General features: G+C 48.9%; 23 protein-coding genes and 1 riboswitch. Of the genes, 9 read left to right on the plus strand and 14 right to left on the minus strand.

Features of this window, described 5'->3' with window-relative positions; genetic code table 11:
- Positions 1–442 precede the first annotated feature (442 nt).
- From AB3Y94_RS02570 to AB3Y94_RS02595, 6 genes are all read left to right on the plus strand, one after another.
- Complete coding sequence (locus tag AB3Y94_RS02570; RefSeq protein WP_367294997.1) at positions 443–661, plus strand: antitoxin MazE; 219 nt, start codon at positions 443–445, stop codon at positions 659–661.
- A 63-nt stretch (positions 662–724) separates the two neighbouring features.
- Entirely contained in the window at positions 725–925 is a 201-nt protein-coding gene (locus AB3Y94_RS02575; RefSeq protein WP_367296471.1) for a type II toxin-antitoxin system PemK/MazF family toxin, read from the plus strand.
- Between the two features lie 168 nt (positions 926–1093).
- Complete coding sequence (locus AB3Y94_RS02580) at positions 1094–1912, plus strand: helix-turn-helix domain-containing protein (RefSeq protein WP_367294998.1); 819 nt, start codon at positions 1094–1096, stop codon at positions 1910–1912.
- A gap of 74 nt (positions 1913–1986) precedes the next feature.
- Positions 1987–2415 carry a hypothetical protein gene (locus AB3Y94_RS02585; protein ID WP_367294999.1) on the plus strand — a complete coding sequence of 143 codons (429 nt, stop codon included), beginning with the start codon at positions 1987–1989 and terminating at the stop codon, positions 2413–2415.
- A complete protein-coding gene (locus tag AB3Y94_RS02590; protein WP_367295000.1) occupies positions 2415–3371 on the plus strand; it encodes an NADP-dependent oxidoreductase in 957 nt (318 codons plus the stop codon). Before AB3Y94_RS02585 ends, AB3Y94_RS02590 begins: the two co-directional genes overlap by 1 nt.
- A complete protein-coding gene (locus AB3Y94_RS02595; protein ID WP_367295001.1) occupies positions 3349–3489 on the plus strand; it encodes a hypothetical protein in 141 nt (46 codons plus the stop codon). Before AB3Y94_RS02590 ends, AB3Y94_RS02595 begins: the two co-directional genes overlap by 23 nt.
- Before the next feature lie 126 nt (positions 3490–3615).
- On the opposite strand, the gene nth is transcribed toward AB3Y94_RS02595, so the two are convergent.
- From nth to AB3Y94_RS02620, 5 genes are all read right to left on the minus strand, one after another.
- Entirely contained in the window at positions 3616–4266 is a 651-nt protein-coding gene (gene nth, locus AB3Y94_RS02600; RefSeq protein ID WP_367295002.1) for an endonuclease III, read from the minus strand.
- Between the two features lie 79 nt (positions 4267–4345).
- On the minus strand, positions 4346–4894 hold the full coding sequence (locus AB3Y94_RS02605) for a hypothetical protein (RefSeq protein ID WP_367295003.1): 549 nt from the start codon (positions 4892–4894) through the stop codon (positions 4346–4348).
- Positions 4895–5390: 496 nt separating this feature from the next.
- On the minus strand, positions 5391–6908 hold the full coding sequence (locus tag AB3Y94_RS02610; RefSeq protein ID WP_367295004.1) for an endonuclease MutS2: 1518 nt from the start codon (positions 6906–6908) through the stop codon (positions 5391–5393).
- 327 nt (positions 6909–7235) lie between these two features.
- A complete protein-coding gene (locus AB3Y94_RS02615; protein ID WP_367295005.1) occupies positions 7236–7559 on the minus strand; it encodes a MazG nucleotide pyrophosphohydrolase domain-containing protein in 324 nt (107 codons plus the stop codon).
- 105 nt (positions 7560–7664) lie between these two features.
- On the minus strand, positions 7665–8234 hold the full coding sequence (locus AB3Y94_RS02620; protein ID WP_367295006.1) for a TetR/AcrR family transcriptional regulator: 570 nt from the start codon (positions 8232–8234) through the stop codon (positions 7665–7667).
- A 153-nt stretch (positions 8235–8387) separates the two neighbouring features.
- Between AB3Y94_RS02620 and AB3Y94_RS02625 the strand changes: the two genes are divergently transcribed.
- Positions 8388–10133, plus strand: a complete 1746-nt coding sequence (locus AB3Y94_RS02625; RefSeq protein ID WP_367295007.1) for an MFS transporter — start codon at positions 8388–8390, stop codon at positions 10131–10133.
- 118 nt (positions 10134–10251) lie between these two features.
- On the opposite strand, the gene AB3Y94_RS02630 is transcribed toward AB3Y94_RS02625, so the two are convergent.
- Positions 10252–10728: a hypothetical protein gene (locus AB3Y94_RS02630; RefSeq protein ID WP_367295008.1), complete on the minus strand. Its 477-nt coding sequence runs from the start codon at positions 10726–10728 to the stop codon at positions 10252–10254.
- 289 nt (positions 10729–11017) lie between these two features.
- Between AB3Y94_RS02630 and AB3Y94_RS02635 the strand changes: the two genes are divergently transcribed.
- On the plus strand, positions 11018–11533 hold the full coding sequence (locus AB3Y94_RS02635) for a VanZ family protein (protein ID WP_367295009.1): 516 nt from the start codon (positions 11018–11020) through the stop codon (positions 11531–11533).
- Positions 11534–12216: 683 nt separating this feature from the next.
- Here the strand turns inward: AB3Y94_RS02635 and AB3Y94_RS02640 are convergent.
- The 6 genes from AB3Y94_RS02640 to AB3Y94_RS02665 all read right to left on the minus strand — a co-directional run bounded on the left by AB3Y94_RS02640 (position 12217) and on the right by AB3Y94_RS02665 (position 17581).
- Positions 12217–12654, minus strand: a complete 438-nt coding sequence (locus AB3Y94_RS02640) for a GtrA family protein (protein WP_125684693.1) — start codon at positions 12652–12654, stop codon at positions 12217–12219.
- Between the two features lie 296 nt (positions 12655–12950).
- Positions 12951–13493, minus strand: coding sequence for a folate family ECF transporter S component (locus tag AB3Y94_RS02645; RefSeq protein ID WP_367295010.1), 543 nt, complete (start codon positions 13491–13493; stop codon positions 12951–12953).
- A gap of 24 nt (positions 13494–13517) precedes the next feature.
- Positions 13518–13614, minus strand: a riboswitch (THF riboswitch).
- Positions 13615–13665: 51 nt separating this feature from the next.
- Entirely contained in the window at positions 13666–14532 is an 867-nt protein-coding gene (locus AB3Y94_RS02650) for a DegV family protein (RefSeq protein ID WP_367296472.1), read from the minus strand.
- A gap of 61 nt (positions 14533–14593) precedes the next feature.
- Complete coding sequence (locus AB3Y94_RS02655; RefSeq protein WP_367295011.1) at positions 14594–15841, minus strand: MFS transporter; 1248 nt, start codon at positions 15839–15841, stop codon at positions 14594–14596.
- On the minus strand, positions 15828–17132 hold the full coding sequence (locus AB3Y94_RS02660; protein WP_367296473.1) for an alkaline phosphatase family protein: 1305 nt from the start codon (positions 17130–17132) through the stop codon (positions 15828–15830). The genes AB3Y94_RS02655 and AB3Y94_RS02660 overlap by 14 nt, the downstream gene beginning before the upstream one ends.
- Before the next feature lie 20 nt (positions 17133–17152).
- Complete coding sequence (locus tag AB3Y94_RS02665; RefSeq protein WP_367295012.1) at positions 17153–17581, minus strand: MarR family winged helix-turn-helix transcriptional regulator; 429 nt, start codon at positions 17579–17581, stop codon at positions 17153–17155.
- Positions 17582–17783: 202 nt separating this feature from the next.
- Between AB3Y94_RS02665 and AB3Y94_RS02670 the strand changes: the two genes are divergently transcribed.
- Positions 17784–19499 carry an NFACT RNA binding domain-containing protein gene (locus AB3Y94_RS02670; protein WP_367295013.1) on the plus strand — a complete coding sequence of 572 codons (1716 nt, stop codon included), beginning with the start codon at positions 17784–17786 and terminating at the stop codon, positions 19497–19499.
- 357 nt (positions 19500–19856) lie between these two features.
- Here the strand turns inward: AB3Y94_RS02670 and AB3Y94_RS02675 are convergent, their stop codons facing one another.
- On the minus strand, positions 19857–22430 hold the full coding sequence (locus AB3Y94_RS02675; protein WP_367295014.1) for a carbamoyl phosphate synthase: 2574 nt from the start codon (positions 22428–22430) through the stop codon (positions 19857–19859).
- A 2-nt stretch (positions 22431–22432) separates the two neighbouring features.
- Entirely contained in the window at positions 22433–23509 is a 1077-nt protein-coding gene (locus AB3Y94_RS02680; RefSeq protein ID WP_367295015.1) for a carbamoyl phosphate synthase small subunit, read from the minus strand.
- Positions 23510–23518: the final 9 nt, after the last annotated feature.

The following is a 23518-nucleotide window of genomic DNA, read 5'->3' on the forward strand; positions in this document are numbered from 1 at the left end:
GGAATATTACCACTAAAATCAAAGCGCTTACATTCCTTTTGGGGATAATCTATCCTCGCAGATGATAGTGGTACGTTACCTTGACTCAGTCACCCGCCTTAACTTGTTGATACAGCTTAACTTTAATCTGCTGTTGGTTTTGGGTAAGTTGATAGTTATGGTTAACCTGATCAGTTCCAGCATGGGCAATGACCACTGGACCATTATGGCGTTGTGAAGAAATCCCGGTCAGTTTGCCACCCTGAACTCCCCGTAAATCTTGAATATTATAGATACCGTGGTAAGTGCCCGGATGAATTAGCTTACCGAGCCGGATGTCACCTTAATCTACAAGAAAAGTCAGGTCTGCAAATCTGCAACTTAAAGGCCAATTCATTTCATTTGCAATCACGTTAAATCTAGTCATACTAGTCATAACATCGTGATCTAAGGAGTAAATGACATGGAAACCACAATTCGGAAAATTGGTAATTCTGTAGGTGCCATTATCCCTAAAGAACTGAACGCTGCGGCTGGCGACAAATATAAAATCGTGAAAATTGGAGACACCTTTGTCATGACACCCGTGCGAGATAATCTATTTGCCAATGAAAGCAATCGGACTGGTTTTCGTGATAGCGTATCAAAAGAAGATTATGCATGGAACGGGGCAACCGACTAATGTATAAGTCCAGCTCAAGGAGACATTGTCTATATTGATTTTGAGCCATCAATTGATTCGGCGATTAAAAAGCGGCACCCAGGTCTAGTCATTAGTAAAACTGTTTTAAATAAATTAACTGGGTTTTGTCTTATCTGTCTAATTACCAGTACTCACCGTGGATTTGGCACATATGTGACCATAGAGAATCCTAAATCAGTTACTGGTGACGTCGTGACCCACCAACTTAGATCAATGGATTTAAAAAAAATTAGATTTTGTTGAACCATGTGATTCCGTCACATGGGCTTGGGTCATCTCAACAATTGATCAATTTATCTAAAAATTTCTATCAAATTGACTAAGCTATCATCTCTAGCCAGTCACAACACAAATCAAGGGGCTATCCAATATCAAGCAACATTGTCCTACGAATTCGGAGGAGAAATGACCATGTCACTTGGGACCACACTTAAACAAGTCCGTCAGCAGCAACACCGCTCACAGAAAAATATCGCCACTGGTATCTGTGCCCAGTCCATGCTGTCGGCCATTGAAAACGACCATTACACCCCTAATGCCAAACTATTGTTGGCACTGTGCCACCGGCTGGGTATTTCACTCGACGAAATCAGTTTGGCCACCGACTTCGCAATTAGCGGGGATGACGCCCTGAACACCCGGATGCAAGAGCTCTGCAACCAGCACCGCTACCAAGAACTTCATGATTTTCTAACTGATTCCATCACCCTCGCTGCCGTAACAACTGGCGAGCAGACTCAGGCCTATTACTATTACCTCGGAGTAGCCGAACTACACATTGACGCCCAACTCACCCATGCCGCACAAAATTTGAAGTTTGCCGCAGCCATGGCCGAAGACCACACTGCCACCACGCTAACACGGCTGGCCACAGCTTCATTAGCAACTGTGCTGGCGAAGCAACGACAATCAGGCCAAGTAGCCCAGCTAATTGATCAGGCACTAGTGAACCTTGACCAGCGGCCTTACGAAGAAAATCAAAATATCATCTTTTATTTGGCTGCTTTGGCTGCTTATTTTCTAGGAAAACCACAAGTAGCGAGCCAACGGCTATTAACTGGTATTTCCTTCACGACTGAGCACCAGTCCCACTACATGTTAGCCAACTACTACCGATTGTTAGCGGAAATCGCCAATCAAGCCGGCAAGGCAAATAAAGCCGAGGACGCAAGGCAGAAACAACAGTTCTTAACCGAGCTCTTCCACGAAAAAGTTCCGGAAAAGTTTTAGTTATCAGTATTCTGATTTTTCATCACCAGCATAAACCGGTAGAGTAAGGCCATCCAATAAGGAGGCCTTTTTAAATGGCAAAAAATCTCTTTCAAAATCAGTTATCAACTCATGCTGCTCACGAGTGCTTGCTGTCAATCCTCGTCCATCCTGAAAATCTCCCCCTGTGGGATGATGAATTCACTCACGTCGAGCCCACATCTGATGGCTATGCTCTCACCCGTTGCCAACCAGCCCTCAACGAACAGGAACTGCTGACCGTGACCGCCACCGTTAATCAAATCAGCTATCATAGTCAGGGTAGTCAGCTTAATTATGACCTCACATTCACCTTTGATACGACAGCGCCACTAACCACTCTGACCCAAGAACTCCAGCTAGCACCCAACTCGACGCTTCCCGTCCCCTTAAACCTGCTGGTACCGATTGCCAAACACGCCTTTGCCCAGAAATTACGGTCGCTTATTGTTTTGGCCGAATCTTCCAAGGAGGTCACGATTTAATGCAATCAATTGTCCAAACATCCTATCAAGGAATCGATAATCTACAGCTCATGACACGCCTACTTCCACGACTAAATCCTCTGGCAGTCCGCGTCGAAACTCGCTACACACCGGTCATGCCCTATGACGTTCTAACTGAGAACGGCGACCTAAAACAATTACGACCCGTTCAACTGCCAATTGTCGTGGGGTACGGTTTCGGTGGCATAGTCAGGGAAGTTGGTCGGCTACGAAACCAGCACCTAATGAATCAACCGGTCATCGGTGTCCAACCAGCTGGCAGTAATCAAGAGCAGTTAGTTTCGTCATTGCCCCCATTGCTGTTCCCAGTGCCACAAGATGTCTCGTTAGCCAGCGCCACCACGTTGATTGGTGGTGCTGATGCCGCCTACTTTGCCTTCAAAAAGAGCCATTTAGCAGCCGGCCAAACGGTACTGATTACTGGGGCTAGTGGCAGTGTCGGTAGCTACTTAATACAATTATCTCGACTTTTCCATGTAAAAACCATTGCGGTCGGCCACTCAAGTCGTCACGAATTTCTTAACAACTTGGGCGCTGAACAAGTATTAGACTTCGACCGCCCATTGTCAGCGCAAGCCATCTCCTTTTCAACTGTTAGCCAAGTAATCGACTTAGCCGGAAGCCCACAATTATTGAACCGTTTATCCGCCCAACTGGGAGCAGTGGCTATTCTTTCATTAGCATTGCCACAATATCACCCACATCACCCACACCAAACTTTTAGCTTTGCTAGTGGGTCCATCCTGCCAGGTGACTACCGCTGGTTATTGGACCAGCTGGCCAAGGGTCAGTTGACGGCAGCCATTCAAGAACAGTTACCCTATACCGCTGTCAAAACGGCTCAGCATCATTTAGTTGATGCACATGCTGCCGGCCGAATCTTACTAACATACAACCAGGAGGTCACCAAGCATGCTGACACTATTAACGATTAATTGGAATCAACTGCTCCCACAAATTTTGACGCTGTGGTTCGTTGGTTGGGGAATTCGAGCCCTGCTCATTGGCGTTATTCTTGGTGGCCTAGTTTGGATGATCAAGCGTCGTCGCTAGAATCTTTTCCTTAACTAAGTCTGATACCCGACAATTTTTGGCTAAAAGGACGCCCCGGTTGATCAACTCAACTAGGACGTTCTTTCTGGCATTTGGCATAAGAGGTAAAGCTCTACTGAATTGGCTTCACACTTCAGCTTCATTCTCTTCATTCAATTGATCACAGTCAATAATCAGCTGACAAACCTCCCTGTCCGGCGTCAACTTCATCGAATACTTTCTACCAAACTCAATCATCGTATGATGGGCACGGTGTAAATCTTCGGGTTTCAGGATACTGACGATTTTCTTTTCGACCTGCAAAGGGGTCGCCGTCTGAGTTACAAAATGCAAACGTTTCGAGATTGCCGACACGTGGGTGTCCACGGCAAACGTAGCCTGACCAAACATGTCACTTAAAACAACGTTGGCAGTCTTGCGACCTGCTCCAGGCAGTGCCATGATTCCCTTTCGCTCAGTGGGAACTTCATCGTTTAAATCTTCATGGACGATTCTGGCCGTCTTGATAATATTCTTGGCCTTGTTGTGAAATAGGCCGACACTTCTGATAATAGCCTCCACGTCTTCCACTTCGGCATTCATCAAGTCCCGTGGTTCTGGGTACCGTGAAAACAGAATTGGCGTCACTTTGTTCACCGATACATCAGTAGCTTGGGCACTTAGAATGACCGATACCAAAAATTGAAACGGCGTTCTAGCGTCTAGCGACAAGCCAACTGGGCCAATCTCTTCTTCCATTTGTTGGATAGCCCAGATAATTTGGTGATCCTTTAGCATTGGTCTCACAGCTTCTTTCATCTTAGTTGGGAGTCTTTAACACCCAATATACCGTAAAAAGACAAAAGTACAAGCTCTATTACACCCTAAACCCTGCACCGTGACCGCCATAGTAATGAAAAATCCCATTATATTCCTGGATACCTTGAACAATAATTGTTCTACGCCCTACCTGTTTTATTTTGTCTTTCGTAAACGCAACTGACCCATCGGAGTGCCAAAAAGTATAATATTCAACGTTAGCAGGTCTTCCCTGGGCGCGCAATTTCTTCAGTCGGCGCTGGTACTTTTGCGTCAGTTGATTAAGCCTATGGTTAAGCGATTTGACCTGTGGTTTTGAATAAACGGATCCTTTCTCTGCCGTAAGGTGCTTCTTCAATTTCTTCAGTAACTTAATTTTATGCTGGAGAACTGCCGGCCAGGCAATTGAAAGTCCCTTACGATTCAACGTCGCAATTTTCAATGCGCGTTTGTCTGTTTTGGTGAGGCCTGTTTCATACGAGTGCTGTCTTCCCTTAGCGATAGCATAGCCGTTGCCCACTGGTAATCCCAAGCTAACTATCAGCATAAAACATGCGACAACTACCTTAAACCATTTCTGCCAAGCCCCTACTCCCAATAGCTGCATGAACGCCCCTCCATATTCAATTTATCATGAAAGCAATGTTTAACAGTGAACTAAACAAGTTACTAAATTTATCCAGCGTTTATCAGAATTATAATAATCGATATTGGCATCTATATTGTTGAGTACCAACACCAATACCGTTCATACCCCACCAAAATCCTTGAGTTACTAAACCATATCATCCACCGCTAGCATTAGCAAGCAGCAAATTAGTGCCAACGCAACCAGAAAAAAACGTGAGTTGATTGGTCTAATTTCAAATACCTCTCAGTTAACCGTGAATTTCCATCACGCCATATTTGGTCTGCCATTTACTACAATTATCTTTATTGCCTAAACAAAGCTAAACGTAGCTGCCAATAATGTATCTAAAAGATGTCCGGCATAAAATATATATTGTGTAGATACATCATGCAAATATTCCTTCTTGCTTCATTCTTCAAAAAGGCAGCAACCAGTCGCCTGATTACTGCCTAACTTATTTGATATGAGTTGTTTATTTCGCTGCCAATCGCTGGCGTGTGTCGGCCAAAATTGCTGGCGCCAAGCCCAGCCGTTCTGCGAGCCAAACCGCCTCACTAGCGCCCACCTGATGCAAAAGCAACCGGTACGTTGGCCGCAACGTTTGCGGATCGAAGGCCATCGTCGCCGTCATAAACGTCGGACAACCCACCGCGTATTCCTTAATAGCACTAAAGTGAGTCGTTGCAATGATGGTCGCCCGTTGTCGCCGCAGGTACTCAATGATGGAGATACTAAGCGCTGAACCTTCTTCAGGGTCAGTCCCACTCCCAATTTCATCGAGCAGTACCAGTGCGTTTGGCTGAATATGGTTGGTCATCTCAACCAACGTCGTCATCTCGGCCGCAAAGGTACTCAATTGCGCCGTGATACTCTGGTTATCACCAATATCGACCCAGAACTGGCTGAAAACGGCCATCTGCGTCCCAGCTTCAGCCGGTAGCTCTAGTCCCACTTGCACCATCAAAGCAAACAGAGCGATGGTCTTTAAAACAACAGTCTTCCCACCGGAGTTAGCCCCCGTGATCATCAGTCCCTGATGCGGCGATAATTCGACATCTAACGGTACCGCTTTTTCACCAAGCAAGGGATGGCGACCTGCAACAATTTTAATGTGTTGGTTAGCATTGAGCTCGGGCATTCGACTTGCCGTTTCCAGTCCATAGCGCCCCCGGGCCATGATTTGGTCAAACTGACTGAGCAGTGCTTGATTCTTAACCAAGTCGTCCCAGTGATCCAACACATCACCGGTCAACGTCGCCAGCAACTGGTAGACCTCGTCGCTCTCATCACCGATGAGGCTCGTCAGGACAGCGCCTTTCTTGGCGGCCGCTTGTGGCTCAAAAAACACCGTCGACCCAGTCCCAGATTGGTCAACGACCTGACCACTAAACCGATTCTTATAGCTGGCCTTCAATTGAACACAGACCCGATCATTCCGTGTGATCAGCCGGGGACTCTGGACTGCCTGCGCGTGTTTCTGGACAAACTGCGTTAGCGTTGATTGCACCTGCTGGCGTTGCTTTTTAATCTGTCGGCGAATATCCGCCAACTGTGGAGTAGCTTCGTCAGCAACCTGGCCCCGCACGATTACGTGTGCTAATCGGCCCTGAAGGCCACTCAACCGGCTCGCTGATCCTAACAATTCGGCCAATTTCGGTGCAAAATGTTGGTGAAGATCCAAGACTGTCTTTAACCGCTGAAGATTTGTCAAAAAGTCGCTGACCAGTCCTAGCTGTTGGGCGTTGAGCAACAGTCCTTGATCCAGCTTCGTTTGTAATGCTGTTAGTTGATCCAAGTCAAAATACGTCAGCATCACGTCGTTGGCTAGTAACCGGTGGGCCTCCGCCGTCAGGACTAACTGTTGCTGGACCACGGCCAAGTCGGTTTCATTGGCACTGGCCTGTAATTCCGCAGCCGCCCGTTTACTGTGAGTATAACTGGCAACGGTGGCCAGGATTTGATCTAATTGGGTAATTTGTTGTAAATTCATTTTTTCTCCTTGCAGCGAACAGCATGGAGAAACCATTCATAAATAATTGAATTGTCGGCCCTGCTGTTTGCTAATGCTTGCACGAATTCGTGCCGGACATCGCGCGACAATTTTCCACACTCATTAACGTCACTCCTCGTTTTTTTCGTAGATGTTAACCGTAACATATGTCCAAGCTTTGAGCAACTTGCCAATCATTGATACCTGGCACATTGTCAATGATTGCCATTAAAAGACAGACCGAGAAATTCAGATTTCATTTCCAGACAGTCAAAAGACCAGCCATCGCCTCCCGACAATGTACTGACCTTTTCCTAAAATACCGCTCTACATTTGCCCTTCGAACCGCCGCGTTAGCTTTGCTTCGCTCGCCTGCAAAAGGTCCTGCGCATCAATCCCGTACAGGCTACTAATAACCAAGACTTGGTCCAAGGCGTCTGCGAGCTCTTCTTTCAAATTAGCCTGTAATTCCACCGGTGTGGCCTTCTTCTCACCTGGATGGTCACGCCCAATCTCAATGGCCCGAATGGCTCGCGAAACTTCACCCGTCTCCTCCGTCAAAAAATTCAAATGTACGAACGGTGAATACTGATACCAATTCCGCTGCTGATAGAACCTAACCAACCATTCTTGATGATCCGTGATTGTCATTCTCAAACTCCTCCTCTTAACTGTGCTTCTACAACTTTACCAGAGTTGAAGCCTGGCGCAACTAGAACTACTTACAAATGCTGTTATACAGCACTTGTTGGCGAATTAATCGTCTTCATCGGTCTCGCCCAGCCGCTTCAAACCAGCCATCAACAACGCGGCTATTTTTGCCGGGGACTCCGGTTTGTCTTGAACCAGCCAGCGGTTGAGTACATTCCAAAAGCCACCAGTGGCAAAGCTCATAATGTAATCGGTCTCGGTCGGTGACCCATCAATGTGCCAAGGTGCCGGAAATACCCGATAGATTTCACTAGCCATAGGCGTAATCTTAGCGAGCATCCGACTAAATAAGCCCTGGGCAATCAACACCCGAATCCGCTCACGCTCCTGCCACCAAAACTCAAAAAAGTACGTGAGCACATCCTTAAATCTTAGTTGCTGCGGCGCAATTTGCTGAAGTGCCACTAAGTACCGCTGACCAACCTCCCGATCATAGTAATCCAATAAGTCATCCTTATCTCGGAATGCCCGGTAAAAAGTCCGGCGGGATAGCTGTGCCTGCTCAGCAATTTGAGTCACGGTAATCGTGTCGTAAGGCTGCTCGCTTAATAAATCAAATAATGCGGCCACTAACCACTCTTTTGACTGTTGTGCCAGTCTTTCTTGCCCATTCATCGTTACCAACCTCCTGTCACAGACCACCAGCATTTGTAGCACTTGTCCCTCACGTGAGACCCCCGCTTGTGTCTCCCAGTATACGCTGTTAAGGTCAAAGTGTCACAGATGTGACATGACAACACAGATGTGCCATTTAAGGGGGAGTGTCCTATGAATAAGCTCAAGGGTGTTTTACCAGTTTTACTACTAGGCAACTTGCTATGCATGATGGATGTGTCCATTATGACGATTGTTTTGCCAGAGATTCAGTCAGCTTTCGGGGAAAGCTTAACCGAACTTTCCTGGGCTCTCAACATCTACACCATCACCTTTGCCACGTTAATTATTCCATTCTGTCGGTTAGCGGAACGGTTTGGTCAAAATAAATTTGTCTTCGGCGGCCTATTAGTCTTTGGCACTGGGTCGCTACTCACCGGAATGGCACCAAACCTAGCCTGGATGTTAGTAGCACGCGCCGTTCAAAGCGTTGGGGCCGCTGCTATCATTCCCACCAGTATGGTTATTGGTTTGGACCTGAGCAGCATGGCTAACCGAAATCGGGTTGTAGCAGCATTGGCTGGCATTCAGGGCCTAGCAGTTGCCCTTGGCCCGACAATCGGGGGAATTGTTGCCCAGTACTGGGGCTGGCGTTGGGTCTTCTTCATCAACGTTCCACTGGTCATCATTGACCTGCTAGTTTTTGGTTTCGTCCTACCACTCCGTCACGAAAAAACCGTTCACGTAAAAATTGATTGGTTAGGCGCCCTACTTAGCATGATCATGCTTTTCAGCCTCTCACTGGGCCTGATCAAGGGAAATGATTGGGGCTGGCATACCGGAACTATTCTCGGGTTATTTATTTTGGCAACTGGCAGTTTTTTACTTTTCCTACTTTGGGAACGGCATACCGCCAATCCCATGGTTGATTTAGCACTCTTTCACAGTCGAAATTTCAGCGGATCTGGTTTGGCACTGGTTCTCTGCAACTTCTTTCTAGGTGGTCTGGCCGTCCTCTTACCGACCTTCTTGACCCGGGTCCACGGTACCAGCGAGTTAAAGGCGGCACTCCTTATGACGCCTTACTCAGTAACGGTTATGCTAACCGTCATCTTGGCGTCACTGATCATCAAGCGGATCAACAACAAGCTCATCTTGACCATTGGCTTTCTGCTAATGGGCGTGAGCTACTACCTCCTCAGTACCGTTCCATTGGGTTCTAACTACTGTCATTTGATTATCGCAGATATTCTCTTAGGCTTGGGTTACGGACTCGTGGCTGCTACCGCCAATATTCTCGTCGTTGCCGATTTTCACGGGTCACGTTTAACCAGCTCACAAAGTGTCGCTAACGTTTTGCGCCAAGTCGGCATGGTCCTGGCAATTGCCGTATTCACCACCTTGCTAACCAGCAACGTGTCACAGGCTAAGCAAAATACGATGACGGACGCGCGAGTACGTATCAATCGCCTAAGCAACCTATCAACTGGACAACGGCAGCGATTGACCCAAAAGCTTCAGCACAAATTGCAGCCAACCAGTACCACAGTTTCCGCGACTAATTCAACGGTTAAGCCTACAGTCGTCACCGTCTCAACTGCCACTCGCTTGCAAAAGACCAATCAGGCCTATCAAACCGCCTTACAGAAGTTAGCGGTCACACAACAGGTCTCACCAGCATTACTTCCACAAACGGTGAAGCAGAAGATCCACCAAACTGTCAGCCATGTAGTCAATCAAAAAATCACGCAAAAGATCCATCAACTCAATCAAGAACTGAGTAATCTTGTTCAGAGCGTTCACCACACCCTCAAGCACCAGTTAAATCATGCTTTTCTAAATGTCTTTACTACACTCAGCTGGTTACCATTTGCCGCCATTTCAATCATTCCTATCTTCAAGTTCCGCCACACAACTTAAACGCCTACTAGCGCACGTTTCACCAAGATAAGTCTCGAAATAGAACAAGGGCCTGGGATTTCCCCCCAGGCCCTTGTTGCACTCCAAATGTGTGAAACGTGAGACAGATGGCCAGTGTCTAAGCAACTTTCCGCCACACCCACCGAGCTACCAAAAACAAGCTGATAATTGGCCCAAATAGAATTAGTAAAAGCGTGGCCCAAAGTCGCTCACAGTAAACGTAAAGTGGATTAAAAATCTCATCTGTGCTTTGCGTCGTATCAGTCGTGAATGCCCAGGGATTGACCGTCACACCATTGGTCGTCCAGCGCCGGTCACGGTGGCTATTCTGCATATCTTGTTGATGCATGGCCAGCGAGCGAGTTTTATAGGACGTCATCTCTTCGTCATTTTTAATGAACAAGTTCGCAAATTGCCGCCGTAGCACCGGGTAACACACCAACCAGCTCAGAAGAATCCAGACCACGTAGGGGGTTAGTGGGACCTGCCACTGCCCCTTGATTCGTTGCAGGCCAAAGGCTAACAGAATCCCTGTGATCAAAGTTCCTTTGAGCAGTGCAACCAGATAACCAGTGAAACTCATCCGCTTCCCCACATAGACCGCCTCCTATTTCTAATCAAATTTTAATATAATTGTACCAATCCTGCCATAAATTTTCTAGTGCTAAGCTTCAATTCATCGATCTGTTCACAACTCTTGCCTTTTACCCAACAAGTCTTTAAAGAATGTGCTGATTCTGCGACGTGATACTTACGATTTTCCTAAAGGTCCCAAGAAACCTTAAAGTCCCGGTCAAAAGGCTTCACTAACAGCTGGTTTGCGGTAGGATAGCAACATGTTGAATAAAACGAATGACTGGCAGTAATCTTACGGAGGTGATTGGATGCGCTGGGAACCGCTATTACTCATAATCTTAATGGCCGGACTAAGCGGCCTATTTATCCTTGCAACCGGCAAAAAGGTCCATTGGCTGGCCCTTCTAATCCTAGCTTACTTTACCGGATTAGCTGGAATTGTCTTCACACCACTATCCTTTTCTGGGACGGGCGTTTACATCATGCCAGCAGGCATTGGTCGGGTAAACTTAACCCACCTGGACCTGTTTAACCTGGGATTTGCGGAAAATATTTTAATGACCATTCCCATCGGGTTAATGATCAAATGGCTGTTGCCCAAGCTATCCTTCTTGGCGACTGCTGGATTTGGTGTCTTCGTGGGCGGTAGTATTGAAACGATTCAATACATCTTATCCCACCACTGGTTGATCAACCGCAGTAGCGATATCAATGATGTTCTGGCTAACGCACTCGGCATCATCGTGGGCGGTATCGTGATGGCAATTTACTACAAAGTTAGCGTCAGTCGTCGACAGGGACGACATACTCGCGCGCTAGCTTAAACCAACTCATAAAAAAACTGGCGTGACCTAGTCTAAAAATAAACTGGGTCACGCCAGTTTTCTGTTCTCTAAATATTCACAGCTAAACATTGAAAGTTCAAAACAGTTATCAAACCAAGATATTGACTTCCACCTGCGGCCTGAAAAGCGGTCCTTCGGCTCGGTTTGAAGCCCGGGAAAAACACCAGTCTCCAAACGCGTCCCACGCTGTAAACCGAAAAATCGGCTAACACCGTCGACACAGCGAACTCCACCTCTGCCCCCCCCCGGTTAAACGGATTCTTGGAAACTAAGCTAACTTACACACCTGAATGACAGTATTTACTCACTATTATTGGCGTTCCACTAGGTAGCCGAGAGTGAGCCAAATTTGGACTCAGCCGTGGGATTTTCAAGTGACTTTCTTGAAAATGGCGACTTGAAGACGTGCTTTACGGCTTCAAGCGAGGGGCAAGACCGTTTTTGGGCTTGTCCCGTCCTTCCCACCGCGTTCCAGTCCAAATTTGGCGAACGGGTAAGGCGGTAATTTCCCACTATGTCTAACTCCCCCCAACACCCAATTCTTGTTGTATCAAGCATAGTTGGTGTTTCAGTACTTTCACTTTTAGACGACAATATCAATTGACCACCAAAGAAAAGAAGCAGCCCCTCCGCACGCGTAAGGAACTACTTCACCTAAAAGTCTATTCATCGACGGTCGACGTCGCTTTAGTCTTCCGGAAAACAAACCACTTACTGAAGAAGTAGTTGGCCAATACGACCACGACTTGATCGACTAACTTTGTTAACATTTCGTTTTGAGCAAGTAAGGAGACCCCAATCCACATGATACCTTCGTCCATGATCAGCGTTGCTGCCCGGACCGAGAAGAACGTCACGATTTCTCGCCAGAGCGCTTCAAACGTGGTGAAGTGAGAATGGAAGACCCACACCCGGTTGGTCACGTAGGCGAACAGCACGGAAACGAACCAAGCAACGGCCGTCCCAATCTGATAGTTCCAACCCCACATGGTGGCCGTCACGTAAAAGACCACCAGGTTGACCAACGTCGTTAACCCACCGAAAAATAGGTAAGCAATGACACTTTTATATTTTGCGTAAAGTTGACTTATCCGGTTCATTGAAATCCTCCCCGAAGAGCTGCCCCTTCAATCTTGTTATAACGGAGAATTCCGCTTTAAGCAAGGTGTTGACCCCTTTTGATAGAAAAAATTAAGGTGTTTACTCGGCCACTGACTTTACCTTGGTGACTGAGTTGTTCTGTGAGGCATTATTTATGTGCATCGTGGTAGTGGTGGTGATTGTTTTGTTATTATAAGTTAAAGTAATAATTTTAATTGTCACTACTCTAATTTCGTTCTCAGATTACCCCATTGAAAAACACCACCTCAGCGCACTGCCAAGATGGTGTCAATAGTTAAATTTTTAAGCGTTCTTGAATCATTTGAATCGTATGGCTCTTCAGCACTAAGTAAACCAGCACAATTTGAATCGGTGTGGTAATCAACTGCTTCAACGCCCGGACTGGGAACAAACCCCAAAACGGCGTTTTATACATGATTGTCACCCACAACGTATTCAAAATGGCGTTAACGACTAACGAAATCAAGACGGAAGCCCCAATCACACGCCACCAGGTTACCGGTTGTCGGTAAAGAAATAACGCGTAAATCAGTGACCCCAAGACTGCCGATAGCGTGAAGCCTAGGAAGAACGGCCCACCAGTCATCAACGTGCCAACCACGTCAACCACTGCCGCCGTCATCATCCCCCACCAGGGACCATACCACTTCGCAATGAGTGCAACTATCAAGAAAGTGAAGCTAAACTTGATAAAGCTGTTACCCACCGAGAATCGACTGATCACCAATTGTAGTGCCATCAACAGTCCCATTGTTACCACGCTCAACGTGTCCAGCTTGGGAAGCCGGGTATTTGCCATCGTCTTCAATTCAGACATCTCCTAGGGGAGTTGCCACATCGCTGCGGCCAATGCGGAAATAAGATCGCGGGACACATCCCTTCGTCTGGTGTTCACATTGCGTTCCACCAGCACTTGACGCCTTATTTCCTACTCCGTAAATTTTAATTACAGGAGATAGCATACCATATCCACACACAGGATGCACGACTTATGCGCGATCGAAATCTTTCATCCACGCCAAGGCCAACGCCTTTTCACCCAAATGGGCTCCGATAACGGGTCCGAAGTAGGACTGTTCTACCGGGATTTCTGGGTATTGGGCGGCAATTTTATCCGCCCAGGCTTGACCGCCCTCGGGATCGTTTGCATTAATAACTAACGCCCGCAAAGGATAGTCGACCTGCGCCTGAGCCTCAACGAAAAGGCTTTCCACTCGCGCCAACGCCTTCTTACGCGAGCGAACTTTCTCAAAGGCCACGATTTCGTGGGTGTCGTCATCAAATGTCAGTAACGGTTTGATGCGTAAAACACTCCCAATAAAACCGGAGGCGTTCGACAACCGACCACCCCGCACCAGATTCTGCAAATCATCCACAACAAAGTATTCCCCAATGGTGGCTCGCAGCGCGTCTAAGCGCGCAATGATCTCTTCAGGCTCTGCACCCTTGTCAGCCATGCGAGAGGCCTCAATGGCCAAATACCCCATTAATTTAACGGTAATCTGTGAATCGTACGGGATCACCTTGATATTTTCAATGGTGGGCGCAATGTTTTTAAGCTGATTCACGAAGCCGGAAATGGTGCTGGCCAAGTGAATGCTGATAACGGCGTCGTATCCTTCGTCTGCCAATTGGTTGTAGAGATTGATCATCTCACCCAACGGCGGCTGGGACGTACTGGGGAACGACTTGGAATTTCTTAAACGATCGTAGAATTCACTGGTGGTAATATCAACATCTTCATCATAGGAGCGACCATCAATGATCACCGGAATTGGTACAACGTGAATGTGATACCGCTCGACCTCTTCTGCGGACAAATAGCTAGTACTATCGGTGACCACAGCAATCTTCATTCTTACACCTACTTTTTCTTTCATTTCGTCTCCCTAGAATACCATAAAACTTTCGACGCGACTAGGAATTGTCCGCCATCCCCTGGGGAATCCGCCAAAATATCAACAAGCCCACTATAAATAGGATCGACAACGAAGCCGCCCCAATGCGGGACTGTCCCGTTAGTTGCGTAACGATGCCCACTAATACTGGCCCCAAGACGGCCGAAAACTTTCCTAAAATATTATAAAAACCGAAAAATTCACTGGACCGTTCCTTGGGCACTAATCGACCAAAGTAGGACCGTGACAACGCCTGAATCCCTCCCTGACTGGTCCCGACCAGTACTGCCAAGATCCAAAAATCCGTCACAGATCTCAGAAACAAGGCATCCACACAGATAACAAGATACACAATAATAGCAATTAAAATTCCCGTGCGGGTACTGGTATGCTTAGCCAACCAACCATAGAGAATCGAAAATGGAAAAGCCACCAATTGAACGACCAACAACACCATAATCAGCGTTGTACTATCAATCCCAATATCTAAACCAATCGACGTGGCCATGGTAAAGATGGTATCGACCCCGTCAATGTAACAGAAGTAAGCCACCAAGAACCACGCTAACACCTTGTGTTGCCGGAGATGGCGAATGGTGGTCCAGACCCGATACCAGCTCTGCTTGAGTGGTTCCCTGGTCGTCGTCAGTGAATGGCGCTGCTGAACGTTGCGCTGAATTGGTAAGAAGAAAACAATCCACCAGACAGCGGCCAACACGAACCCCCAGCGAGCCACTGCGATACTCGACAACTGGCCAAAGCCGTGCGTCAGCTGCAGGACCATGAATAGGATAAAAGCGATCACGCCCCCTAGATATCCGAAGCCGTAACCCACACTGGATAACTGGTCCATTTGCCGGTCGTCACTAACATCCGTGAGAAAACTGTCGTAAAACAAGTTCCCGCCGGAATAACCCAGAACTGAGAGGATGTAGACCACCAGTAACCACTGCCACTGACTCGCTGGCATCAAGGCTAGCCCCAGCGTCATCACCATCCCCAGCGAAGCAAACCCCGTTAGCAGGCGTTTCTTATACCCTTGATAGTCAGCCAAAGCACCCAGGAAAGGCGCCAAAATGGCTACCAGCAACGTCCCTAAACTGTTGGCATAGCCCCAAAAGGCTGTGGCATTGGCCGCACTGACCCCACTGGCCTGAGCAATTCCCTTAAAGTAGATGGGCAAAACGGCCGTGGTCACAATAATGCCGTACCCGGAGTTCGCCCAGTCATAGAACACCCAGCTCCACTGTTCCTTATTTAGCTTCATGCCGGTCCTCCTTGAACGCTGCCGTCAAAGCGGTACCTGGTAGCGATTCTGGGAAATGCACGCCCAGTAGGCGAGCAAAGGTCGGTGCCTCATCGATCAACCACGCCTCTTCAATTTCCTGGTGTTCTTGGATCGCTGGCCCATTCAGAACCAACGTCGTAAAGTAATCAGGTTTGTTCGGGTCGTACCCGTGGACACCGCGGTAACGATCCGGTTGGCCCAAACTAGTCGGGTCAACTGGTTCTACAACCGCCGGCCGACCAGTCTCATCAGTGAAGTAGTACCCTGCCTGGGCCTCAACCATGAACTGACAAGCCGGGTCGGCGCCGCGTTTAATGGCTTCCGCCCGTGAGTGCACGGCAGCCACCCCTTCAGTTTGCACCAACAGATCCTTTAACGTCTGCATATCCGCAAATTTACGCGTATAGATATAGGTGCACCCGTCACAGGACTTGGCCCAAACATGCCAGTCATTCTTAACCGTGCCATTAGCCGTGGGCGTCAGCCACCCTTTAGTCGCGAACGCTTGATTCAAGTGAATCATGTGGTCGACGTTGATCTGGTAGTGGTCCCCCAGGATGGCAAAGTTGGTCTCGCCAAACGTACCAGCCGCAATCGTAGCATCTATCAACTTCCCAACCCGGGCGTCCAACCGCTTCAACGCTGCCATCGCTTCATCCGAACGCACCCCATAACGGTGGCGCATGCTGTCCATGTCAACTAGATGAATCAGGGTTAACCACGGCTTTTTATGAAACAACGTATCCACCGCGCACGCCGTAATGAAGTCGTCGAGCTCCGGTTGCTGAATTCCCCGGCGCAAGTGTCCGTACTTCTGATTCATCCGTAACAGAAAAGCGGGACTGCTGGCCTTCAATGAAACCAGCACCTGATTCGTCCAAATCCGGTTGGGAAAGATTTCCGCTAAGTTGTACGTAATCCTACTACCAGCCGTGACGGGCCAGAGAAAGGCCGCCGTCTTTTTGTGTTGTTGCCGGACCAAATCGTACAGGGTGGGCACCTTCACGTCACGCTGATACCAGTACCAGTCGGGTGATTGCCGCTGCGGTTGCAGCTTCGTGTTATTAACGATGCCATGTACACTGGGATACTGACCTGTAATAATTGTGGTATGAGAAGGGTACGTCAGCGTCGGGTAGATTCCGCGCACCCGCCGGACTCGTGTTCCAGTGACCACCAGTCGTCGCAGATTTGGTAGATCATCTAGGTGTTCGTCCAAATCGCGACTGCCCATTGCATCAAGTGAAATTACAACTAATCTCTGCTGAATGAGTCATCACTCCTAACCAGTTAATCTTTAACGGACCGTTGCCGATCCATGCTCTTATCTAAACGGTTTAAAAGAATCTGTAATAAGTTACGTTCATCGGGGGACCAGTGTTCAAAGACTTGGTCCGAGAGTCCCTCAAAGGCTGAGTTGATTTCTGCGGCAGTATCAGTTCCCATAGCGGTTATTGTATATACCAACTGACGTTTGTCTCGGCCAATGGCTTCCTTGGTCACCATTTCCTTTGCCACGAGACCCTTGAGTTGTCGACTCAGTGTCGACGTATCCAACTTCGTGTTCTGTGCCAAAATTTCTTGCGTATTTTCTCCGCCACCGATGTGGTCGAGTAATTGCCACTCCGAGACGGTCAGATGGTGCTGCTTGGTCATCCGCTGGAGTAGCGTCTGTTGAATCTTACTAATTGCCATTAATGCTGTAAGACTAGATTTCATTTGGCCCTCACTCCTTTGATTGTATTGTACAACGGTTTGCTTGTTGACCACAAGCTTAAATCTGGGTAATTCGGGGACCTTTTTCACTGACCAGAGACGTTCTTCTTTGCGTTAAAGCGGTTCGGCCGTTATACTTTAAGTTGTGTCGCTTTTAACGAAAATTAAATTTAAATTTCTTATATAGAAAGGTGTTGTTTCCCCGATGTCATTTGATGGTTCTTTCACCCACGCCATGGTCCACGAACTGAGCTCAGCTCTGACCACCGGCCGGGTCAGCAAAATCAATCAACCCTACGCCAACGAAATTGTGTTGACGGTGCGGGCAAATAGCCATAATTATCCCATCCTGTTATCGGCTAACCCCACCTACGCACGGATTCAAGTTACCCAGATTCCGTACGTCAATCCACCCGTCCCCACCAACTTTACGATGATCCTACGGAAGTACTTGCAAGGGGCCATCGTCAAAGGCATCACTCAATCCGCCAATGACCGTGTCGTCCACCTACACTTCACCTCCCGTAACGAGTTAGGTGATCAGCAGGAGCTGCTCTTGATCATTGAAATCATGGCCCGTCACAGTAACGTGATTCTAGTCGACAGTTCTTCCATGAAGATTTTGGATGCCATCAAACACGTTGGCTCCGACCAAAACCGTTACCGGTTACTCCTACCCGGTGCGCAGTACATCAACCCACCCAAGCAGGACCTCGATGACCCCTTCAACGGGCCAAGAGCCGACCTAGCCGCCACCATTCGAGAATTTCCGAACCGTGAAGTTCTGGCTGGTACCCTGCAGCACCAATACCAGGGACTCGGTAAAGATACCGCCGCTGCTTTGGCCGTGGCACTCCACGAACCCGGTGACGCCGCTCAACACTTCAGCAGCTTTTTCGCCGGTTTTGACACCCCCCAGCCAACGCTAAACATTACGCCGAAGGGTAAGACCAGTTTCACCGCCTTCCCTTACCCCATCACGGGAACCCAGCAGTCGGCTGAAACGCTCAGTGAATTACTGGACGCCTACTACCAGGACAAGGCCGAACGAGACCGCGTCCAACAACAAGGGAGCGTCCTGATCCGGGTGGTTCGCAACGAGCTCAAGAAAAATCGCAACAAGTTAAAGAAACTCAAGCAGACGTTGGACGAAACGGAAAATGCCGACGAATACCGGATCAAGGGGGAAGTCCTCACGACTTACCTGCATCAGGTCGAACGTGGACAAACTGAAGTCTCCCTACCTAATTTCTACGACAATAACGAACCCATCAAGATCAAATTGTCGAACCAGCTCTCACCAAACCAAAACGCTCAGAAGTATTTCAAGCGGTATCAAAAGGCCAAGAACGCCGTCATTTACGTCAACGAACAACTTAAAAAGACGCAGACCGACGTGGACTACTTTGCTAACATCATGGCCCAGATTGAACTGGCTGCCCCCAAGGACCTCGTGGATATTCGCCTGGAACTGCAACAAGGTGGTTACCTGCGAGATCATGATCACCAAAAGAAGCAAAAGAAACAAAAACGTCAAAAGGTCAGCAAGCCAGACCGTTTTACCGCTAGCGATGGCACCAAAATCTCTGTCGGTAAGAACAACCTGCAAAATGATCAATTGAGTTTACACACGGCCAAACGCACCGACATCTGGCTGCACGTGAAGGACATGCCGGGATCTCACGTCATCATTCACAGCGATGATCCAACTGAGGCCACCATCATGGAAGCTGCTAACCTGGCAGCCTACTTCTCCAAGGGCCGCGAATCCAGTAACGTTCCCGTGGACTACCTCCCCGTTAAACGACTGCACAAACCCAACGGTGCCAAGCCGGGCTACGTAATCTTTACCGGCCAACGAACCGTCTACGTGACCCCAGAGAGCGAACTGGTCGAAAAATTAGCGGCTAACACCAACTAGTTGTTGGTTACAATATGTGGGTCTTTCCGCCTTACCGGCCGTCAGCTATGGGCTGGAACGGTGCAGACTAAGCCAGCTGGAAAAACACCTACTGACTAAGCAGAACGACGCGCCTGAGCCCATATCTGGCGACCTCTCGGCTGACATAGCATTTTGTTGCCAACCTAGTTGGGTTAGCAATCCCAGCATAAATGGTGCAAGTGGCTCTCTCTGCTGTAGTACTCGTGCTAAACCACAATCAGAGCCGCAGGCTACCTCGCTGGCCACCGGAGTGCGACCAATTTATCTTTCAAACTAAAAAAGGCGATTCATCAAAAATACTGATGAGTCGCCTTCTTGCATGTAACAATTAATTACTTAAATCGTGCGATTGATGATTTGGTCTAATTCGTCCGTATCGCTCAGGTTAGCCAGCGACAAAGCCTCGCTCGAACCAAACGCAATGGTTGCACCCACCTCTTGGTCGGTCGTCCCTGGTCGGTTCAAAACGTGTAATTGCCGGAATGGGAAGACCGCGTTCATCAACGCCACCCGGGTACTGTTGAGGTCGACCGTGATATTGGCCAACTCCGTTTCGTCTAGGGTGCCAATGTGTTGCCGAGTCAGCATCCGCACCCAGTTGACCCCGGTGACCTTACTCAAAAAGGCCATTTCGGTCAAACGAGTCGGCCGAACGCCTACCACTGTCAGCTGAGCCGAGTCTGCTGACTTAGGCGCAAACAGAACCTGGATCATCCCACTCAACTGTCGTTCACTCGCCGCCTGCTTGGCCAGCTCCACCAAATTGGCACGTTTAGCCTTGGGTAGTTCTGCCGGCATTCGGAAAGCCGTAACCTGAGCCAACGACTTGTTCATCCCCGGTGCCAACATATCCATGACCCCAACCGCGACCTTTTGCTGACCGTGGATGAAGAGGCTCACGCCAATGGTGGCACTCTTCGGAGCCGACTTTCCCGTCTCCTGGTCCGGTGGCAACACATGTAAGTTCAGCGGCAACTTACTCAGTTCCCGCGTTAGGTAATGACGGTTACCGGGAACGATAACGATGTCTGGGTGCTCCAATTGGATCACGTTCAGGACATCCCCCAGTTGAATGGGATCCACGTACTGTTTGTCGGAGAACTCCGGCGCAACTCCTACGGCATTAGGATTGGTATTCATTAAGATGGTGTGGTACCCCGCGCGTTTCAACTGCTTGAGCATCTCTGTGGTGAAGTATTCAGCCGCCGAGTTGGGGCCAAGTTGATTACCGCCCCGACCGAGCACTAACGCTGTCCGATCACCAAGGGGTTGGCTCTCATTTTCATACTCAAAGGTACTGTAATACCCACTGGTATCCTCGAGAAATTCACCAGCCGTCGGTTCAATCATCTTGTAGGTTGGCTGAATGGCCGCCTTAGCCGACAATTCCCGAATAGCCGCCGTATCCGTCTGCCAGATACGGGCGATCATCCCATCACCGAAGCCAAAGTATCGGGCCCGTTGCAGGGTCTCTGTGTCCATCGGATGTTCCTGAATCTGTTTTTCAATCGTTAACAAGTGTCGCAGCTTAACGAAGTAAAAGTTATCGATTTTAGTCAGTTCACTGAGTTCTTCCGGTGAGTACCCCCGCCGTAAGGCTTCAATCAGCACTAAAATGCGGTTAGCCAGCGGATGAATCAGTTGCCGGATCATTTCCCCATCCGTCAAGTTGCTGACGCTAGGGAGCACGTCACGGGGCGAAAACTGTGAGCTCCGTACGGACTTCAGGATAGCTTCCTCAACGGAACGGCCAATGCCGACCGTCGATCCCACCGCTTTCATCACCGTATCCAGATGTTGGTCGGCGTCTGGGACTTCTTGAAATGGCCACAGCGGAATCCGCACACTGATGTGATCAATGGTCGGTTCCATGATAGCCGTCTGCTTCACGAAGCGACTGGGCAGCTTCACATCGACCAAACGCTGCCCTAACAAGAGCGCACCAGTGACTAACGCGACTGGATACCCGGTCGTGCGGGCCGCCAAAGCCACGCCCCGTGAAAAGTACGGTGCCACCTTGGTGACGTAGAAGTGCTGATTGTCAGGATTCAGGGCAAAGTGAATATGTAAGACCCCAACAATGTTCAGCTCAGTGGCAATCCGGAACGTGGCATCCCGCAAGTCTTGATACTCGCGGTCGTTCAACGTCTGTGGCGGCGTTACCAAAATAGAATCACCGGAGTGAATCCCAATGGGGTCTATGTCCTCCAGGCCACTGATCAGGACGGCTGTGTCGGCCACGTCTCTGACGGCAACCATTTCAACTTCCTTGTAGCCCACAACGCTGCGTTCCAACGTACATTGGTCAAACCGGGATTGCTGGAACCCCTGGTTCAACGCCGTCAACATATCATCCACATTTTCACAAATGGTTCGATTGGTATCCACGCGCGGCGCGACTGGCTTAACAATCAACGGAAAGCCAATCGACTCGACCAGCCCCATCGCCTCATCCGTCGTGGCTACGACTTTAGCCTCGATCACTGGTTCGTGGATTTCCTTAAGACTGGCATTTAAAGCCGCTGGGTTATTGATCTGCCGAAGCGTGTCCGCAGGCATCCCCAGTAACGTAATACCCAAGCGACCAATGTCTCCATTTTCAACCAGCTCCTGGGCGATCCGAATCCCCAGCAAGCCGCCGAGTGATGGTAGAACTGCATCGGGTTGATCTTTTTCCAGAATGTGACGGACATTGGCCGTGGTAACGGCTTGGACGTACATGTTCGTCGGCTGAATCTCTTCGAGGGCAACGGAAAAGGGATTGTTATCGATGACCAACGTGCGGACCCCGCGCTTCTTAAAGCCGGCAATGATCTGCACCATGGCGCTGTCCAACTCGGTCTCATGACCAATCTCGGTTGGGCCACCCCCGATGATCAACACTTTTTGTATGTCATCTAAATTTGGCAAGCTTATCCCTCCCGCGCTGTCATAGCTTCCATAAATTCATCAAACAGGTCGCGACTCTCATGAGGACCCGGGGCACCGTCCGCAAAGAATTGCACGGAAAACGCCGGGAAGTCCCGGTGACGTAATCCCTGGACGGTCCCATCGATCAAGTCGACGTACGTCGTAATCAGCCGATCCCGGTCGATCGACTTGGCGATTACCGCGTACCCCTGACCCTGAGTCGCGTAAATAATATCATTGGTAATGATGCGGCGAATCGGGTGGCTACTCCCGTGATACTCCACGGGTAGTGCCTTGAGTTCAGCTCCGTTAGCCAGGGCAAAGAGCTCGTGCCCTAGACCGATTGCAAAGAGTGGGATCTCCGCTTGAACTTCTCGAATCATATCCAGGACGCCGGTCCCTAAATCAAGGGGTGAGCCGGGGCCGGTGGACAGGAGCACCCCGTCCGGATCCAGATTCAAGACATCCTGCGCACTGGCCGTCCACGGGAGTACCGTCACGTTGCACCGTCGCTCGGACAGTTGCCGCAAGATTCCGTGCTTCAGGCCAAAGTCAATGACCACCACGTTCTTGCCAGTATCCGGGTTAGGATATGGCTTCGGCGTGGCTACTTGATCAACTTGCCGATTGGTCAGGACGGTCGCGTTCAATTGGTCAAAGGCGTGGTCATCCGCCACATCCACAATACTACCCTTCATGGGACCAGCCCCCTGCCGAAGCTTACGAATTAAGTGGCGTGTATCAATGCCACTGATTCCGGGGATGTTGTGCTGTTGTAAAAATTCGTCCAGTGACAGCCGAGACAGGCGGTTGGTCGAAATATTCGTGACGTCTCTGACCACCATTCCCTTAGCCGTGGGTAGAATCGATTCATAGCTATCGTGGTTGATTCCTACGTTACCAATGGCTGGCTGAGCGAAAATAATAATTTGATTATGATAGATTTGATCGGTAATCGTTTCTTGATACCCTAAAAGATTCAGGTTGGTGATGACTTCACCGCTCGTGGTAGCGCCGGCACCAAATCCTTCACCGGCGTAGGCCGAGCCGTCTTCTAAAATTAAATAGCGTTTTGCCATGTAAAATCG

This window comes from Levilactobacillus yonginensis (assembly GCF_964065165.1).
GTDB lineage: Bacteria > Bacillota > Bacilli > Lactobacillales > Lactobacillaceae > Levilactobacillus > Levilactobacillus yonginensis_A.

Excerpts from the sequence above, each read along its gene's own strand:
- AB3Y94_RS02615 (WP_367295005.1), bottom strand. The coding sequence starts at position 7,559 with ATGACAATCACGGATCATCAAGAATGGTTGGTTAGGTTCTATCAGCAG.
- AB3Y94_RS02625 (WP_367295007.1), top strand. The coding sequence starts at position 8,388 with ATGAATAAGCTCAAGGGTGTTTTACCAGTTTTACTACTAGGCAACTTG.
- AB3Y94_RS02605 (WP_367295003.1), bottom strand. The coding sequence starts at position 4,894 with ATGCAGCTATTGGGAGTAGGGGCTTGGCAGAAATGGTTTAAGGTAGTT.
- AB3Y94_RS02665 (WP_367295012.1), bottom strand. The coding sequence starts at position 17,581 with ATGAAATCTAGTCTTACAGCATTAATGGCAATTAGTAAGATTCAACAG.
- AB3Y94_RS02640 (WP_125684693.1), bottom strand. The coding sequence starts at position 12,654 with ATGAACCGGATAAGTCAACTTTACGCAAAATATAAAAGTGTCATTGCT.
- nth (WP_367295002.1), bottom strand. The coding sequence starts at position 4,266 with ATGCTAAAGGATCACCAAATTATCTGGGCTATCCAACAAATGGAAGAA.
- AB3Y94_RS02590 (WP_367295000.1), top strand. The coding sequence starts at position 2,415 with ATGCAATCAATTGTCCAAACATCCTATCAAGGAATCGATAATCTACAG.
- AB3Y94_RS02580 (WP_367294998.1), top strand. The coding sequence starts at position 1,094 with ATGTCACTTGGGACCACACTTAAACAAGTCCGTCAGCAGCAACACCGC.
- AB3Y94_RS02585 (WP_367294999.1), top strand. The coding sequence starts at position 1,987 with ATGGCAAAAAATCTCTTTCAAAATCAGTTATCAACTCATGCTGCTCAC.
- AB3Y94_RS02635 (WP_367295009.1), top strand. The coding sequence starts at position 11,018 with ATGCGCTGGGAACCGCTATTACTCATAATCTTAATGGCCGGACTAAGC.
- AB3Y94_RS02655 (WP_367295011.1), bottom strand. The coding sequence starts at position 15,841 with ATGAAGCTAAATAAGGAACAGTGGAGCTGGGTGTTCTATGACTGGGCG.
- AB3Y94_RS02650 (WP_367296472.1), bottom strand. The coding sequence starts at position 14,532 with ATGAAGATTGCTGTGGTCACCGATAGTACTAGCTATTTGTCCGCAGAA.
- AB3Y94_RS02645 (WP_367295010.1), bottom strand. The coding sequence starts at position 13,493 with ATGTCTGAATTGAAGACGATGGCAAATACCCGGCTTCCCAAGCTGGAC.
- AB3Y94_RS02680 (WP_367295015.1), bottom strand. The coding sequence starts at position 23,509 with ATGGCAAAACGCTATTTAATTTTAGAAGACGGCTCGGCCTACGCCGGT.
- AB3Y94_RS02570 (WP_367294997.1), top strand. The coding sequence starts at position 443 with ATGGAAACCACAATTCGGAAAATTGGTAATTCTGTAGGTGCCATTATC.
- AB3Y94_RS02595 (WP_367295001.1), top strand. The coding sequence starts at position 3,349 with ATGCTGACACTATTAACGATTAATTGGAATCAACTGCTCCCACAAATT.
- AB3Y94_RS02670 (WP_367295013.1), top strand. The coding sequence starts at position 17,784 with ATGTCATTTGATGGTTCTTTCACCCACGCCATGGTCCACGAACTGAGC.
- AB3Y94_RS02610 (WP_367295004.1), bottom strand. The coding sequence starts at position 6,908 with ATGAATTTACAACAAATTACCCAATTAGATCAAATCCTGGCCACCGTT.
- AB3Y94_RS02620 (WP_367295006.1), bottom strand. The coding sequence starts at position 8,234 with ATGAATGGGCAAGAAAGACTGGCACAACAGTCAAAAGAGTGGTTAGTG.